The sequence below is a fragment of the Rathayibacter sp. VKM Ac-2804 genome, from assembly GCF_009866655.1.
Taxonomy (GTDB): Bacteria; Actinomycetota; Actinomycetes; order Actinomycetales; family Microbacteriaceae; genus Rathayibacter.
On sequence record NZ_CP047420.1, the window covers coordinates 1,426,132 to 1,442,397 of the forward strand.

Here is a 16,266-nt window from a genome sequence, read left to right on the forward strand (position 1 = left end):
GGATCCGATGACCGACATCGACTGGGACGCGCTGCGCACCGCCGCGCTCGAGGCCATGGGCAAGGCCTACGTGCCGTACTCGAAGTTCCCCGTGGGCGTCGCCGCGCTCGTCGACGACGGCCGGGTGATCTCGGGCTGCAACGTCGAGAACGCCTCCTACGGGCTGACCCTCTGCGCCGAGTGCGCGCTGGTCTCGTCGCTGCACATGACGGGCGGCGGCCGGCTCGTCGCCTTCACCTGCGTCGACGGCAGGGGCGGCGTGCTGATGCCCTGCGGGCGCTGCCGCCAGCTGCTGTTCGAGCACTCGGCCGACGGGATGCTCCTGCAGACGGTGTCGGGCGTGAAGACGATCGACGAGGTCATCCCCGACGCGTTCGGCCCGCGCACCCTCGAGGCCTACGCGGCCGAGTAGCCCCGACCGTGCGCTCTCGCCCCGCCGCCTCCCGCTCCCACTCCTGAACCGAGGACCCCGCATGACCCCGTCCACTCCCGTCGAGGCGTTCGACGCCGTCGACGTCATCCGCACCAAGCGCGACCGCGGCACGCTCTCGACCGCGCAGATCGACTGGCTGATCGACGCCTACACCCGGGGCTACGTCCAGGGCGAGCAGATGGCCGCGTTCGCGATGGCCGTGCTGCTCAACGGCATGGACCGCGACGAGATCCGCGATCTGACGCTGGCGATGATCGCGAGCGGCGAGCGGATGAGCTTCGACGGCCTCGGCAAGCGGACGGTCGACAAGCACTCCACCGGCGGGGTCGGCGACAAGATCACGCTGCCGCTGATGCCGCTGGTCGCCTCCTTCGGCGTCGCGGTGCCGCAGCTCTCGGGCCGCGGCCTCGGCCACACCGGCGGCACGCTCGACAAGCTCGAGGCGATCCCCGGCTGGCGCGCGGACCTCAGCAACGAGGAGATGTTCGAGCAATTGCGGACCGTCGGCGGCGTGATCTGCGCGGCGGGCTCCGGGCTCGCTCCCGCGGACAAGAAGCTCTACGCCCTGCGCGACATCACCGGCACCGTCGAGGCGATCCCGCTGATCGCCTCCTCGATCATGTCGAAGAAGATCGCGGAGGGGACCGACGCCCTGGTGCTCGACGTCAAGTTCGGCTCCGGTGCGTTCATGACCGACATCGAGCGCTCGCGCGAGCTGGCGCGGGCGATGGTCGACCTCGGCAACGACGCCGGCGTGCGCACCACGGCACTGCTGACCAACATGAACGTGCCGCTCGGCCTCGCGATCGGCAACGCGAACGAGGTCCGCGAATCGGTCGAGGTGCTCGCCGGCGGCGGACCCGCGGACGTGCGCGAGCTGACCCTCGCGCTCGCTCGCGAGATGCTCGCGCTGGCCGGGCTGCCCGACGCCGACGTCGAGGGTGCGCTCGACGGCGGCGCGGCGATGGACACCTGGCGCGCGGTGATCCGGGCGCAGGACGGCGACCCGGACGGCGCCCTCCCCGTCGCCCGCGAGACGCACGTCGTCGTGGCCGCGCGCGACGGCGTCCTGGTCGAGCAGCAGGCGCTGCCCTTCGGCGTCGCGGCCTGGCGCCTGGGCGCGGGGCGCGCGCGCCAGCAGGACGCGGTGCAGCACGCGGCCGGCATCGACCTGCACGCGAAGCCCGGCGACCGGGTCCGCGCCGGGCAGCCGCTGTTCACGCTCTCCGCCGACGAGCCGTCGCGCTTCGACCGTGCGCTCGAGTCGCTCGAGGGCGCCTACCGGATCGGCGACGAGGGCGACGCCGTCCTCGACGGCGGCCCGCTGGTGGCGGAGCGCATCGCCTGACCCGTGCCGGGGCTGTTCCCACGTGCCGGAGGCCGGCCGCCCGTCGCCCGTCCACCGCGCGACCCGGACGGGGTGGTGGACGCGGCCGAGGGCGGCGCGGGCGGCACCGTAAGGTGGTCGGCGAACCGTCGTCCGACCCGAGGAGCACCGTGACCGACAGCACCGAGATCGGCAGCAGCCACGAGGAGTACCTCCTCCCGGGCGAGGGGATCCTCATCGACGACCTGCCCAAGGTGTCGCTGCACGACCACCTCGACGGCGGACTCCGCCCCGAGACCATCGTCGAGATCGCCGCGCAGACCGGTGTCGCCCTCCCCGCCGAGGACCCGGAGGCCCTCGAGCAGTGGTTCACGAGCACGGCCGACTCCGGCTCGCTCGAGGACTACCTCGCGACCTTCGAGACCACGATCGCCGTCATGCAGACCGCCGCGTCGCTCGAGCGCGTCGCCCGCGAGTTCGTGCTCGACCTCGCCGCCGACGGCGTCGTGCACGGCGAGATCCGCTGGGCGCCCGAGCAGCACCTCCGCTCCGGGCTCACCCTCGACGCGGCCGTCGAGGCCGTGCAGGAGGGGCTCGAGCAGGGCGTCCAGGAGGCGGCCGCGCACGGCTCCCGCCTCGGCGTCGGCCAGCTGATCACCGCGATGCGGCACACCGACCGCTCGCTCGAGATCGCCGAGCTCGCCCTGCGCCATCGCGAGCGCGGCGCGATCGGCTTCGACATCGCCGGTGCGGAGGCGGGCTTCCCCGCGTCGCGGCACCGCCCCGCGTTCGAGCTCCTCGCCGCCGCGCACTTCCCGACGACCGTGCACGCGGGCGAGGCCGACGGCCTCGACAGCATCCGGTCGGCGCTCCTGGACGGCCGCGCGCTGCGCCTCGGCCACGGCGTCCGGCTCGCGGAGGACATCCGCGTCGAGCGCCAGGACGACGACGCCAGCTACGTCACCCTCGGCGAGCTCGCCGAGTGGGTGAAGGACCGCCGGATCGCCCTCGAGCTGAGCCCGTCCTCCAACCTGCAGACCGGGGCGATCGCCGCGTGGGGCACCGAGCTCGCCGACCACCCGTTCGACCTGCTCTACCAGCTCGGCTTCCGCGTCACCGTCAACACCGACAACCGGCTGATGAGCGGCACGACGCTCAGCCGCGAGCTGGCACTGCTCTCGGACGCGTTCGGCTACGACCTCGACGACCTCGAGGCGTTCCAGATCAACGCCGCCGAGGCGAGCTTCCTGCCGCTCGACGAGCGCCGCGAGCTGATCGACACGATCAGCGCCGGCTTCGAGGCGGCCTGAGCATGCCCCTCGACCCGCTCTCCGACGCCGCGGTGGCCCTGCGCCACCCCGCCGCCAGCTGGCGCGAGGCCGTCATGGAGGCGGGACGCGCCCTCGAGCGCAGCGGCGCGGTGGACCCCGCCTACTCTCGCCGGATGGTCGAGCAGGTCGACGTGCTCGGTCCCTACATCGTGATCGCCCCCGGCCTCGCCCTCGCCCATGCCCGACCGGGCAACGACGTCCTCGCGGACGGGATCTCGGTGGTCACCCTCGCCGACCCCGTCGCCTTCGGCCACAGCACCAACGACCCGGTCTCCGTGGTCATCGGCATCGCCGCCACCCAGGCGCACGGCCACGTCGGCTTCGTCTCCGGCCTCGCCGACGTCCTCAGCAAGCCGGACGCGGTCGCGGCCCTCGCCGCCGCCCGCACCGTCCGCAGCATCAACGCCGTCCTCACCGACGACACCCCGCACCACGGAAGAAGCGCATGAAGATCGTCACCCTCTGCGGCGCCGGAATCGGCACCTCCGCCATCCTCAAGCTCGGCGCCGAGCGCGCCCTCGAGGCGCTCGACCTCGAAGCCGACGTCGTCGCCTCCGACCTCGCCTCCGTCGACGCCCTCGCCGCCGACGCGCAGGTCATCCTCACCTCCAGCGAGCTGATCGACAAGATCGGCAAGACCTTCGCCGAGGTCGTCGTCATCGACAACTACCTCGACCAGACCGAGATCACGGCGAAGATCGAGCGGGCGCTGGGTTGATCCGCCGATAGGCGGATCAACCGAGTGCCGTTTTCTGAGCCGCTCCCCGCGCGGCTCAGCGCGGTCGGTTTGTCGACGTGGGGCGTTCCGCAGAGCGGATTCCGTCGCGCTCCCGAATCGCTGGCACGCGATTCTCGATCGCGCGCTCTGCCCTGAGGGTGCTCGAGCACGTGTGGGTGGTTGTCCGGTTCAGGTCGCGAGATGCCAGTCGGGTACGCGACACGCCGGGGGAGGCGGGCGCACGTGGCATCTCGCGAGGAGGGGCGGTGGGTCAGGGCGCCAGGAGGGTGAGAGTCCGGGTGATCAGGGCGCGGGCGCGGGTGGGGGAGAGGCGGGGCGACTGCTCGGCGGCGCGGGCGACGGCGATGCCGTCGAGGACGGCGAGGAGGAGCGCGGCGTCGTCGGGGGAGAGCGACGCCGAGGGACGGGCGGCACGCAGCAGCTCCAGGACGACGTCCTCGGTGTGCGACCAGGCGGCGGTGTGCAGTGCGCGGATCTCCGGATCGGTGCCGGCCCGCGAAGCGAAGGCGGTCCAGACGACGGCGTCGGCGACGTCGGCGTCCTCGACGCAGGCGATCGCCTCGCAGAAGACGCGCAGCCGCGCCTCGGGTGACGGCTCCTGCTCGAACCGGGCCTGCAGGCGCAGCCGGAACCGCTCCTCCACTCGCGCCATCGCGCCCGTCAGCAGCGCCTGCTTGGTCGGGAAGTGGTGCTGCACCGCGCCCACCGAGACGCCCGCCTCGGCGGCGACGGTCCGGATGCTCAGCTGATCGGCGCCGCGGGTGGACAGCACCGTGACGACCGCCGAGAGGATGTCGCTCCTGCTCTCGCGCCGATCGGCCATCCGCGCTCCTTCCGATCCGCCCCTCGAGCAGGCTACGCTCTCGAGCATGACCAATACGACCGTATTGCCCGATCGATCGGAAGCCGGTCCGCGCATCGACTCCCTGGACGTCATCAGGGGCGTCGCGATCATCGGGACCCTCGGCACGAACATCTGGCTGTTCTCGCACCCGTGGGGGCTGCTCGGGCTGCTGACGGAGCCGGTGACCGCCGGGACCTGGCCGGGGGAGCGGACTGCGCAGCTCCTCCTGATGGCGCTGGCGCAGGGGAAGTTCCTCGCCCTGCTCTCGCTCACGTTCGGCATCGGCCTGGCGATCCAGCACGCGTCCGCCGTCCGCCGGGGGCGGCGCTGGCCCGGCCGCTATCTCTGGCGGGCGACCCTGCTCCTGCTCGACGGCGCGGTCAACTACGTGCTGATCGCCGAGTTCGACGTGCTGATGGGCTACGCGGTGACCGGGGCGGTGGTGGCCGGGCTGCTGCTCACCCGCCCGCGGGTGCAGTGCCGGACCGTGATCCTCCTCGGAGCGCTGCACGTCCTGCTGATCTCGGCGCTCGTGGCGCTCGTCGCGACTCAGCCGGACTCGACCGGACAGGGCCCCACCGGTCGCAGCCCCTACGCGGACGCCTCCTTCCTCGGCCTCGCGCTGTTCCGCCTGCAGAACGCGGGCCCCTTCCGGGCGGAGCCGGTGCTGATCGGGTTCCTGAGCCTGGCGATGTTCCTCCTCGGCGCCCAGCTCCTGCGCGCGGGCCTGTTCGCGCGGGAGGGGTGGTCGCTGCGGCGGCGGCTCATGATCCTCGGCGCGGTGGCCGCTCCGGCCGACCTGGCGCTCGGACTCACCGGGAGCGCGGCCGGCCTGCTGGCCGAGCGCTACCTCGTCCCTCCGCTGGTGGCGCTCGGCCTGCTCGCGCTCCTCGCCGAGCTGGGGCGGCGCCGGGGCGGCACGAGCTGGATCTCGCGACGCGCTCGCGAGGTGGGCCGCGTCGCCCTGAGCGCCTACCTGCTGCAGAACCTCCTCGCCGGCGCGCTCTTCTACGGCTGGGGACTCGGGCTCGCGGAGACCACAGCTCCGTGGCGAGTGCCGGTCACGATCGGCGCCTTCGTCCTCGTCGCGGCGGTCGTCGTGCTCGCCGCGCACCTCTGGCTCCGCCGGTTCCCGCTCGGCCCGGTCGAGTGGCTGTGGCGGCGCGGCGAGCGCATCGGGAGCGATCGCTCCCGCTGACGACGTCCGACGCCAGGCTCTGCGCCACGACCGCGTGCTCGTCTCTCTCGTGCGATTCTCCGATCCGGCTCCGATGAGGAGCCTGTTCTCCGAATCGATTGGATTGACATGCGCACTCGAATCCGCTGCACCATCGCCGGGCTCACCGCCCTCGGCCTCCTCTCGGGAGGCGCGGTCCTCGGAGCAGGGCCGGCCTCCGCCCGCGAGACCCTTGCGGCCGCCTCGTCGTCCTCCTCCGCGCCGCCGGCGTGGAGTGCGACGGCGACCCGCACCGCATCGGATCCCTTCCCCGGAGTCGCGGAGTGGAGCGCGACCGCGACGTACACAGGTGGCCAGCAGGTGGTGCGCGACGGGAGGCTCTACACCGCCGGCTGGTGGACCCGCGGCGCTGATCCCCGCGAGAACTCCGGGGCGATCGGCTCCGGCAGGGTGTGGCAGCCCGCGACCGCGGTGACGCCGACGCCGGCCTCCACGATCACTCCGGCCCCGGCGAGGACGGCGGTCCCGACCCCGGCACCCACGCCGGTTCCCGCCACGGACCCCGCCCGGGCCCCAGGGACCACGACACCCGACACCGGAACGGCACCCGCCGTCCTCCGCTCGGGCTACAAGGACATCACGATCAACATGGACTGGAACACCCACCAGCTGCGCACGATGCTCGACGGGAAGATCGTCCCGCTCGCGGGGCCCGACTCCTGGGCCAGCCGGACGGGCAGCGGCGCGGTCACCCTCGCGTTCGCCTCCGGCACCGGAGACGCCCCGAGCTGGGCGGGCGTGACGGCGGACGAGTTCCGCCACTCGATCGACCAGCTCGTCGACGCGGACGTCGACTACGTGCTCGCCACCGGCGGCGCCTCGGCGACGTTCACCGCGAACGCCGCTCAGCTCGACTCGTTCATCAGCCGGTACGCCTCGAAGAACCTGATCGGCATCGACTTCGACATCGAGCAGGGGCAGACTCCCGCGCAGATCCGGGAGCTCGCGGAGGCGGCCGCTGTCGCCGAGGGGAAGTACCCCGGCCTCCGCTTCTCCTTCACCCTCCCCACCTCGGCGGGATCGGACGGCCGGAAGGCCAGCCTGAACGCGACCGGCGTGGAGACCGTCGCCGCGATCGAGGCCGCGAAGCTCCGGAACTACACGGTCAACCTGATGGCGATGGACTACGGCCGGTCCGCCTCCGACGTCGCGGTCCTCGGGCCGGACGGCGCACCCGACATGGGCGCGTCCGCCGTGCAGGCCGCGCGCAACGTCCACGAGACCTTCGGCATCCCCTACTCGAAGCTCGAGCTGACGGTGATGATCGGCGTCAACGACACCCCGGGTGAGGTCACCACGGTCGCGGACCTCGAGCACGTCGCGGAGTTCGTAAAGACCCAGGGCCTCGCCGGTCTCCACCTCTGGTCCGTCGACCGCGACACCCCCTCGGCGACAGGGACGCTGTCCCCGTCGAGCTCGGGGACGAGCAACGCCTCGGGCGCCTACTCCGCGGTCGTCAACCGAGCCGGCTGACCCTCGCCCTGACGACACGGCCCCGGTCGCGGCGATCACGGCGACCGGGGCCGTGCTCCGCGCCGAGGCCGCACCCGGCCCGCACTCGGCGGGTCGACCGCGGCGCTGCCTCCCTGTGCGCCCGGCCGCGACGGCACGAGTCCGTCCGCCCGTGCACGGCACCGCCCTTCCCTCACCACCCACCTCGCCTCACATCCCCTTTCAGGAGTCCTCCCCGCCATGCCCGAGAACCCGCCCGTCCTCTCCACCCCGGATCTCCCCGCCCGCCCGTCACGCCCGAAGCGGGTCCTCCGCCGCGTGCTGACGGCGCTCGCGTCCGCGGCCGCCGTCCTCCTCGGCCTCGCCGGCTCGACGATCGCGGCGGCGTTCGCGCTGACCGTGTCGCTGCCGTTCGCGATCGCCGTCTGGATCGTCCTCTCCCTGCTCCTCGTCCTCCTGCTCGTCGCCGGGGTGCAGCGACTTCTCCCGCGCCGGCTGCGGCCGGTCCGGCGGTCGGTGCGGTGGCGCACCCCGCTGATCGTCGCCGCAGTCTCGACGGCCGTCGTCGGCGCGCTCGCCGGCGGGACCGTCCTCGCTCCGGTCGGCGGATCGTCCGTCGGCTCCACCCCCGTCGCTCCGCAGTTCTGGGACCTCTCCACCGGCTCGCACGTCGCGTACTGGAAGACCGCCGCGCCCGCCCCCGGCGGGTCCGACGTCCCGATCGTGTACCTCCACGGCGGCCCGGGCGCGTTCGTCGGCCCCACGGACTTCGACTCGCTGCCCACCCTCGCGGAGACCGGTCACGACGTGTACATGTTCGACCAGGCGGGCGCCGGCTACTCCTCCGACCTGCCCCTGCGCGAGTACACCTTCGAACGGTCCCTCGCGGACATCGACGCCGTCCGGGAGCAGACCGGCGCGGACCGGGTGATCCTCGTCGGCCACTCCGCGGGTGGCTTCCTCGCGGCCGCCTACGCTGCGCAGCACCCCGAGCACGTCGAGAAGGCGATTCTCATCGCCGCTGGCACCTTCGACCCGTCCGAGGACGGGCATCGCGCGGCCGACGCGGCGCGGGCGGTGGCCGACGCGCGCATGAGCGAGGACCCGAGCGCCGACCGGGCGACCCCTCTCTCCCTCGGCACTCAGCTGAGAATGACCGCCGGCCTGGGGCTCCTGCAGACGGTCGGCCCCGACGCGGCCGCGAACCTGCTCTCCCAGGACGACGGCAGACGGGCGACGGCGACGCTGACGGGCGGCCCCAGCGGTCTCAACATCTTCTCGAACACGCTGCTGAACGCCGACTTCGAATCCCACTGGGAGACGACGCTCGCCGAGCTCGGTGCTGTCCACGTGCCCACGCTGCTCGTCCGACCGCAGTACGACCACGTCGACTGGCGCGGCCAGCATCTGCTCGCTCGGGCGATCCCGGGTTCGCAGACGGTCTACGTCGCGGGCGCCGACCACGACCCGTGGGCCGCGGCGTTCGAGCGGACGCACGCCGCCGTGTCCGACTTCCTCCTCGACCGGGAGCAGCCGCTCTACACCGGAGACGCCGACCCGGGGCTCGGCGGGGCTCGCGACAACGGCTGACCTCGGTCAGCGCAGCAGCTCGGCGGCTCCCGTCCGCAGCGCGTCGAGGCGGGCGGCCACCGCCGACCGCCGGGCGTCGGCGTCCGCCTCGTGCGACCACGCGTCGAGGTAGAGCTTCACCTTCGGCTCGGTGCCGCTCGGCCGGGCGATCAGCCGGGCACCGTCGAGGGTGAACCGCAGCGCGTCCGTCGGCGGGAGCGCCCCGTCCGCCGCGAGCAGGTCCTCCGTGCGCTCCACGGCGAGACCGCCGATCGTGGCGGGCGGGGCGCTGCGCAGCCCCGCCATGATCCGGCCGATCTCCGAGAGGTCGGTCACCCGGAGCGAGATCTGCTCGGAGCCGAAGAGGCCGAAGCGCTCGGCGAAGGCGTCGAGCTGGTCGGCGATCGTGCGGCCGTCGCCGGCGAGCGACGAGGCCAGGTCGAGGAAGGCGAGCGCCGCCGAGATCCCGTCCTTGTCGCGGACCGTCTCCGGGTTCACGAGGTAGCCGAGCGCCTCCTCGTAGCCGAAGACGAGGTCCGGGACGCGGGAGATCCACTTGAAGCCGGTCAGCGTCTCGGCGAAGTCCAGCCCGTAGTCGCGGGCGACCGCGCCCAGGGCGGGGGAGGAGACGATCGAGCAGGCCAGCGCGCCGCCCGTCCGTCCCGCGGTGCGGGCGCGCTCGGCGGCGCGCCAGCCGAGCAGCGCGCCCACCTCGTTGCCGGAGAGGCGGCGGAAGCCCTCCTCGAGAGACGCGTCCGGGATCGCGGCGGCGAATCGGTCGGCGTCGGGGTCGTTGGCGACGATCAGCTGGGCGCGACCCGAGCGGGCCGTCGCGAAGGCGAGATCGAGGGCGCCGGCCTCCTCCGGGTTCGGGAAGGCCACCGTCGGGAACGCGGGATCGGGATCGATCTGCTCGACGACCACGGCCGGCTCGTCGAAGTCGGCGGCCGAGAGGACCCGGTGCGCCGTCTCCCAGCCCACGCCGTGCATCGCCGTGTAGACGACGCGCAGCGGCTCCGACTGCCGGCCGACGGCGGCCGTCGCGGCGATGTAGGCGTCGACGACCGACTCGTCGGCGACGCGGTACTCGCCGCGGGGCAGCTCGGTGACGCGGCGCTCCTCGGCGACCGCGAGGATCCGCTCGGCGATCGCGGAGTCGACCGGCGGCACGATCTGCGAGCCGTCGTCGTCGCCGCCGAGGTAGACCTTGTAGCCGTTGTCCTGCGGCGGGTTGTGGCTCGCCGTCACCATCACGCCGGCGGCCGCGCCGAGGTGGCGGACCGCGAAGGCGAGCACCGGGGTCGGCAGCAGCCGGGGGAGCAGCACGGCGTCGGCGCCCGCACCGGCCATCAGCGCGGCCGAGTCCTCGGCGAAGACGCGCGAGTTCTTCCGTCCGTCGTAGCCGATGACGATCAGCGGGCGCTCGAGGCCCTGCGCGCGCAGGTGGTCGGCGAGCCCGACGGCGGCCTGCGAGACGAGGACGCGGTTCATCCGGTTCGATCCGGCCGCGATCGCCCCGCGGAGCCCCGCCGTGCCGAAGGCGAGCCGCTCGCGGAATCGGTCCGCCAGCTCGGCCGAGGCGGCGGGATCGCCGGCCGCGTCGGCGGTGAGCAGGTCGACGAGCTCCTGCCGGGTCTCCGGGTCGGGGTCCTGGGCGAGCCAGTCCTCGGCGCGCGCGCGGACGTCCGCGGTCACAGGGTGCCCGTGATCCCGGTGAGGAGGCGGGCGAGGTCGTCCTCCGCGTTCCGCCCCGCCTCGAGGACCTCCTCGTGGCTCAGCGGCGTCTTCTGGATGCCGGCCGCCAGGTTCGTGATGAGCGACATGCCGAGCACCTCCATGCCCGCCTCGCGCGCGGCGATCGCCTCGAGGGCGGTCGACATGCCGACGATGTGGCCGCCGATGATCCGCGCCATCTGCACCTCGGCCGGGCTCTCGTAGTGCGGGCCGCGGAACTGCACGTAGACGCCGTCGTCGAGGTCCGCGCGGGTCTCGCGGGCCAGCGCGCGCAGCCTGGCGGAGTAGAGATCGGTGAGGTCGACGAACGTCGCGCCCTCGAGCGGGGAGTCGGCGGTGAGGTTGATGTGGTCGCTGATCAGGACCGGAGTGCCGGGGGTCCAGTGCTCCTTGATGCCGCCCGCGCCGTTGGTGAGGATCATCACCGAGGCGCCGGTCGCCGCGGCGACCCGGACGCTGTGCGCGACCCGGCGCACGCCGTAGCCCTCGTAGTAGTGGGTGCGGGCGCCGATGATCAGCGCGCGCTTCCCGGACGGCAGCAGCACCGAGCGGAGGCTCCCGCCGTGGCCGTGCACGGCCGACTTCGTGAAGCCGACGATGTCGGTCGCCGGGACCGTGGCCGTCGTCTCGCCGATCGCGTCGGCGGCCTTGCCCCAGCCGCTGCCGAGGGTGAGGGCGATGTCGTGCTTCTCGACGCCGGTCGCCTCGGCGATCTGGGCGGCGGCCTCGGCGGCGATCGCGAACGGATCGGCGTCGGCGGAGTCGAGCGGATTGGGGGTCTGGTCAGCCATTCCCCCACCCTATCCACGCGCGGTGCGAGGCCGGGCGAGGGCCGCCGACCCTCCCGGACGGCCGTCGATTGGGCGAACTCCCAGCACAGGGGGACAATGGAGGAATGCCTTACGAGTTCGAGCGCACGCAGCGGATCGCCGTCCTCGGAGGGGGACCGGGCGGCTACGAGGCCGCCCTCGCCGGAGCCCAGCTGGGCGCCGAGGTCACCCTCGTCGAGCGGGTCGGCGTCGGCGGCTCGGCCGTCATCACCGATGTCGTGCCGTCGAAGTCGCTGATCGCGACCGCCGAGGCCACCAACGCCATCGGCGAGGCCGCCGACCTGGGCGTGCAGTTCTTCACCCGCCACGAGCAGACCAACAAGCCGGTCCGGCCCGAGGTCGCGGTCAACCTCGCCACCGTGAACAAGCGCCTCCTCGGACTCGCCCGCCAGCAGTCGGAGGACATGCGCGCGAACCTCGTGCACCACGGCGTGCGCATCGTGCAGGGCGACGGACGCCTCGACGGCTCGAACGCGCTGATCGTCGCGACCGCCCCGGGCGACGAGGGCATGGACTTCGACCGGATCGAGGCCGACACCATCGTCGTGTCCGTCGGCGCCAGCCCCCGCGTCCTGCCGTCCGCCGCGCCCGACGGCGAGCGGATCATGAGCTGGACGCAGCTCTACAACCTCAAGACCGTGCCCGAGCACCTGATCGTGGTCGGCTCCGGCGTCACCGGCGCGGAGTTCGCCTCCGCCTACCGCGCCCTCGGCGCCAAGGTCACGCTGATCTCCTCCCGCGACCAGGTCCTCCCCGGCGAGGACGCCGACGCCGCCGCCGTGATCGAGAACGTCTTCAAGCGAAACGGCATGGTCGTGCTGTCGAAGTCGCGCGCCGACCGCGTCGAGCGCACCGAGACCGGCGTCCGCGCCGTCCTCTCCGACGGCCGCGTCGTCGAGGGCTCGCACTGCCTGATGGCCGTCGGCTCGATCCCCAACACGGCCGGCATCGGCCTCGAGGAGGCGGGCGTGCAGCTCACCGAGTCGGGGCACATCCGCGTCAACCGCGTCGCCCGCACCAGCGTCCCCTCGATCTACGCGGCCGGCGACTGCACCACCTTCCTGCCGCTCGCCTCCGTCGCCGCCATGCAGGGCCGCACCGGCGTCTTCCACGCCATGGGCGACGCGGTGAACCCCACCGAGGTCCGCAACGTCGCCGCCAACATCTTCACCCAGCCCGAGATCGCGACCGTCGGCTGGAGCCAGAAGGAGATCGAGGAGGGTCTCGCGCAGGGCGAGATCTACAAGCTCCCCCTCGCTGCCAACCCGCGCGCCAAGATGATGGGCATCCGCGACGGCTTCGTGAAGGTCTTCGCCCGCACCGGCTCCGGCACCGTCATCGGCGGCGTCATCGTCGCCCCCAAGGCCAGCGAGCTGATCTTCCCGCTCGCCCTCGCCGTCGAGCACCGCCTCACCGTCGACCAGGTCGCCCGCGCCTTCACCGTCTACCCCAGCCTCACCGGCTCCATCTCGGAGGCGGCGCGCGCCATGCACATCGTCGGCTGAAAGCCGACGATGTGCTCGCCTCTTTCTGAGCCGCTCCCTGCGCGGCTCAGCGCGGTCGGCTTCTCGACGTGGTGCGTACCGCAGAGCGTGTTGCGTCGCGCTGCCGAGAAACGCTGGCACGCGTTTCTCGGTCGCGGCGCTCTGCCTTGCGGGCGAGCGGCTCCGGCGGGTGCCCGCCTCATGCTAATCGAGTAGCGCGCGGAGCGCGCGTATCGAGATCCGCCCGAGCAGGGGACTGGAGCTATCAGGGTGTGCGGCGGTGGCGGGGCAGATCGGTGGGTGGGTCTCGATACGCCGCTGCGCGGCTACTCGACCAGCAGGAGGTGGCTGCGACGTGGCTTCCTGCGGCCGCGCGTCGGCCGTCCATGCTGATCGAGTAGCGCGCGGAGCGCGCGTATCGAGATCCAGCTCCGCCTGAAGCGCGGCGTCAGCTGTGGTGGTGGGAGCGGCATTCGACCGCACTGCTGGTCGAGGGCGGGTCTCGATACGCCGCTGCGCGGCTACTCGACCAGCATGAGTACGCCGCTGCGCGGCTGCTCGACCAGCATGTTCCGGAGCAGCCCGGAGCGGTGCAGTGTCAGGCAGAGCGCGTGAGCGAGAAACGCGTGTCAGCGTTTCGAGGCAGCGCGACGCGACCCGCTCTATGGAACGCACCACGCAAACGGGCCGACTGCGCTGAGCCGCGCAGGGAGCGGCTCAGAAAAAAGCTCAGCTCTCGATAGAGAGCAGCACGTGGCCCGAGGAGACCGTGGTGCCGGCTTCCGCGTTCAGGGAGCGGACGACGCCGTCCTTGTGGGCGGTGAGGGGCTGCTCCATCTTCATGGCCTCGAGGACGACGACGAGGTCGCCGGTGACGACGGTGTCGCCCTCGGCGACGGCGACCTTGACGATCGTCGCCTGCATCGGCGCGGTGACGGAGTCGCCGGTGACGGTGCTGACGGAGGCGGAGCCGCGGCGCTTGGGGGCGGCGGCGGCGGGACCGCGGGAGGGGCCGGAGCCGACGAGGTCGCCCGGCAGGGTGACCTCGACGCGGCGGCCGTCGACCTCGACCACGACGCTCTGGCGCGCGGCCGGGCCGTCGATCGCGCCGGGCTCGCCGCTCCAGGCCTCGATGGTGTTGTCGAACTCGGTCTCGATCCAGCGGGTGTAGATGGAGAACGGCTCGTCGCCGGCGGGCGCGAACGCCGGGTCGTCGACGATGGCGCGGTGGAACGGCAGCACGGTGGGCAGGCCGGTGACCTCGAACTCGGCGAGGGCGCGGCGCGAGCGCTCGAGCGCCTCGGCGCGAGTGGCACCGGTGACGATCAGCTTCGCCAGCAGGGAGTCGAACGAGCCCGAGATCACGTCGCCGGCGACGACGCCGGAGTCGACGCGGACGCCCGGTCCGCCGGGCGCCTTGAAGACGTGCACGGGGCCGGGGGCGGGCAGGAAGCCGCGGCCGGCGTCCTCGCCGTTGATGCGGAACTCGAAGGAGTGGCCGCGAGGCTGCGGGTCCTCGTAGTCGAGCAGGCCACCCTCGGCGAGACGGAACTGCTCGCGGACGAGGTCGATGCCGGTGACCTCCTCGGAGACGGGGTGCTCGACCTGCAGGCGGGTGTTCACCTCGAGGAAGGAGACGGTGCCGTCCTTGCCGATCAGGAACTCGCAGGTGCCGGCGCCGACGTAGCCGACCTCGCGGAGGATCGCCTTCGACGCCCGGTAGAGCTCGGTGTTCTGCTCGTCGGTGAGGAAGGGCGCGGGCGCCTCCTCGACCAGCTTCTGGTGGCGGCGCTGGAGCGAGCAGTCGCGGGTGGAGACGACGACGACGTTCCCGCTCGAGTCGGCGAGGCACTGGGTCTCGACGTGGCGCGGCTGGTCGAGGTACTTCTCGACGAAGCACTCGCCGCGGCCGAAGGCGGCGATCGCCTCGCGGGTGGCGGAGGCGAACATCTCCTCGACCTCGTCGCGCTCGCGGGCGACCTTGAGGCCGCGGCCGCCTCCGCCGAAGGCCGCCTTGATGGCGACGGGGAGTCCGTGCTGGTCGACGAACTCGAGCACCTCGGCGGCGCCCGAGACGGGGTTGAGGGTGCCGGGGGCGAGCGGAGCGCCGACCTTCTCGGCGACGTGGCGGGCCGAGACCTTGTCGCCGAGGCGCTCGATGGCCTCGGGCGACGGGCCGATCCAGATCAGCCCGGCGTCGATGACGGCGCGGGCGAAGTCGGCGTTCTCGGCGAGGAAGCCGTAGCCGGGGTGCACGGCGTCCGCGCCGGAGCGGCGGGCGACCGAGAGCAGCTTCTCGATGACGAGGTAGGTCTCGGCGCTGGTCGTCCCGCCGAGGGAGTAGGCCTCGTCGGCGAGGCGGCTGTGCACGGCGTCGCGGTCCTGGTCGGCGTAGACGGCGACGGAGGCGATGCCGCTGTCACGGGCGGCCCGGACGACGCGGACGGCGATCTCGCCTCGGTTGGCGATGAGCACCTTCGTGATACCTGGCATGGTCCCCAACCCTAGAGGGCGGCCCGCGGATGCCCGGCGCGGCTCACCACAAAGAAGAGCGAGCGCTTCGTCGGTTCCGCACAAGCCGGCGTCACCGCGCCGCCAGCACCGCGGGGCGCGAGGACGGCGTCAGCGGTTCCAGAGCGACGGCCAGGCGACCCCGAGCTCGCGCACCAGCGAGCGCAGCGCCGGCACGGACATCCCGATCACCGTCGACGGATCGCCCTCGATCGCCGTGATGAAGCCGGCGCCCCGCCCGTCGATCGTGAACGCGCCCGCCACCTCGAGCGGCTCGCCGGTGGCCACATAGGCGTCGATCTCGTCGTCGTCGATGTCGGCGGCGAAGGAGACGGCGGCGGAGGTGACCACCCCGGTCTCGGCGACGATCCGCCCGCCGCGGTGGTCGATCAGCCAGTGGCCGGAGTGCAGGCGCCCGGTGCGGCCGCGCTGCGCCCGCCAGCGCGCGCGGGCCCGCTCGGGCTCGTGCGGCTTGCCGTGCACGACGCCGTCGAGCACGAAGGCGGAGTCGCCGCCGAGGACGAGGCCGTCGACGTCCGGCCCGAGGACGGCCGTCGCCTTCGCCCGGGCGAGCAGCGCCACGGTCGCGTCGGCGTCCAGCGCCGCTCCGCGCTCCTGCTCGGCCCGGGCGACGGCGGCGGGCTCGTCGACGGAGGAGGGGACGACGACGGGCTCGATCCCGGTGGCCCGCAGCAGCGCGAGGCGGGCGGGGGAGGTGGAGGCGAGGTAGAGGCGCACGAGGGCTCCCTGCGATCGGGCCCACGCTGTGGGATGC

Annotated in this window: 14 protein-coding genes; 9 read left to right on the top strand and 5 right to left on the bottom strand. The window is 73.1% G+C overall.

The window, feature by feature from the left end; translation table 11 throughout:
* The first annotated feature begins 7 nt into the window (after positions 1-7).
* From GTU73_RS06725 to GTU73_RS06745, 5 genes are all read left to right on the top strand, one after another.
* Entirely contained in the window at positions 8-412 is a 405-nt protein-coding gene (locus GTU73_RS06725) for a cytidine deaminase (RefSeq protein WP_160088031.1), read from the top strand.
* A gap of 61 nt (positions 413-473) precedes the next feature.
* A complete protein-coding gene (locus GTU73_RS06730; protein ID WP_160088033.1) occupies positions 474-1,781 on the top strand; it encodes a thymidine phosphorylase in 1,308 nt (435 codons plus the stop codon).
* A gap of 167 nt (positions 1,782-1,948) precedes the next feature.
* Positions 1,949-3,070 carry an adenosine deaminase gene (locus GTU73_RS06735; protein WP_160091251.1) on the top strand — a complete coding sequence of 374 codons (1,122 nt, stop codon included), beginning with the start codon at positions 1,949-1,951 and terminating at the stop codon, positions 3,068-3,070.
* A 2-nt stretch (positions 3,071-3,072) separates the two neighbouring features.
* Positions 3,073-3,540, top strand: coding sequence for a PTS sugar transporter subunit IIA (locus GTU73_RS06740; RefSeq protein ID WP_123735202.1), 468 nt, complete (start codon positions 3,073-3,075; stop codon positions 3,538-3,540).
* Entirely contained in the window at positions 3,537-3,809 is a 273-nt protein-coding gene (locus GTU73_RS06745; protein ID WP_160088035.1) for a PTS sugar transporter subunit IIB, read from the top strand. The genes GTU73_RS06740 and GTU73_RS06745 overlap by 4 nt, the downstream gene beginning before the upstream one ends.
* Before the next feature lie 271 nt (positions 3,810-4,080).
* On the opposite strand, the gene GTU73_RS06750 is transcribed toward GTU73_RS06745, so the two are convergent.
* Positions 4,081-4,653 carry a TetR/AcrR family transcriptional regulator gene (locus tag GTU73_RS06750; RefSeq protein WP_160088037.1) on the bottom strand — a complete coding sequence of 191 codons (573 nt, stop codon included), beginning with the start codon at positions 4,651-4,653 and terminating at the stop codon, positions 4,081-4,083.
* A 46-nt stretch (positions 4,654-4,699) separates the two neighbouring features.
* Here GTU73_RS06750 and GTU73_RS06755 point away from each other — a divergent pair, with 46 nt between their 5' ends.
* From GTU73_RS06755 to GTU73_RS06765, 3 genes are all read left to right on the top strand, one after another.
* A complete protein-coding gene (locus GTU73_RS06755; RefSeq protein WP_160088039.1) occupies positions 4,700-5,872 on the top strand; it encodes a DUF418 domain-containing protein in 1,173 nt (390 codons plus the stop codon).
* A gap of 108 nt (positions 5,873-5,980) precedes the next feature.
* The gene (locus tag GTU73_RS19475) at positions 5,981-7,384 is read left to right on the top strand and encodes a carbohydrate-binding protein (RefSeq protein WP_160088041.1); all 1,404 of its coding nucleotides are present in this window, start codon (positions 5,981-5,983) and stop codon (positions 7,382-7,384) included.
* A gap of 219 nt (positions 7,385-7,603) precedes the next feature.
* Positions 7,604-8,953 carry an alpha/beta hydrolase gene (locus GTU73_RS06765; protein ID WP_160088043.1) on the top strand — a complete coding sequence of 450 codons (1,350 nt, stop codon included), beginning with the start codon at positions 7,604-7,606 and terminating at the stop codon, positions 8,951-8,953.
* Positions 8,954-8,959: 6 nt separating this feature from the next.
* On the opposite strand, the gene GTU73_RS06770 is transcribed toward GTU73_RS06765, so the two are convergent.
* Positions 8,960-10,627 (bottom strand): phospho-sugar mutase, encoded by a 1,668-nt coding sequence (locus tag GTU73_RS06770; protein WP_160088045.1) that lies wholly within the window; start codon positions 10,625-10,627, stop codon positions 8,960-8,962.
* Entirely contained in the window at positions 10,624-11,457 is an 834-nt protein-coding gene (locus GTU73_RS06775) for a purine-nucleoside phosphorylase (protein WP_160088047.1), read from the bottom strand. The genes GTU73_RS06770 and GTU73_RS06775 overlap by 4 nt, the downstream gene beginning before the upstream one ends.
* A gap of 104 nt (positions 11,458-11,561) precedes the next feature.
* Here GTU73_RS06775 and GTU73_RS06780 point away from each other — a divergent pair, with 104 nt between their 5' ends.
* A complete protein-coding gene (locus tag GTU73_RS06780) occupies positions 11,562-13,001 on the top strand; it encodes an NAD(P)H-quinone dehydrogenase (protein ID WP_160088049.1) in 1,440 nt (479 codons plus the stop codon).
* A 708-nt stretch (positions 13,002-13,709) separates the two neighbouring features.
* On the opposite strand, the gene GTU73_RS06785 is transcribed toward GTU73_RS06780, so the two are convergent.
* Together GTU73_RS06785 and GTU73_RS06790 are read right to left on the bottom strand one after the other, a co-directional pair.
* The gene (locus GTU73_RS06785) at positions 13,710-15,473 is read right to left on the bottom strand and encodes a biotin carboxylase N-terminal domain-containing protein (RefSeq protein WP_160088051.1); all 1,764 of its coding nucleotides are present in this window, start codon (positions 15,471-15,473) and stop codon (positions 13,710-13,712) included.
* Between the two features lie 129 nt (positions 15,474-15,602).
* On the bottom strand, positions 15,603-16,229 hold the full coding sequence (locus GTU73_RS06790) for a Maf family nucleotide pyrophosphatase (protein ID WP_244231795.1): 627 nt from the start codon (positions 16,227-16,229) through the stop codon (positions 15,603-15,605).
* Positions 16,230-16,266 lie beyond the last annotated feature (37 nt).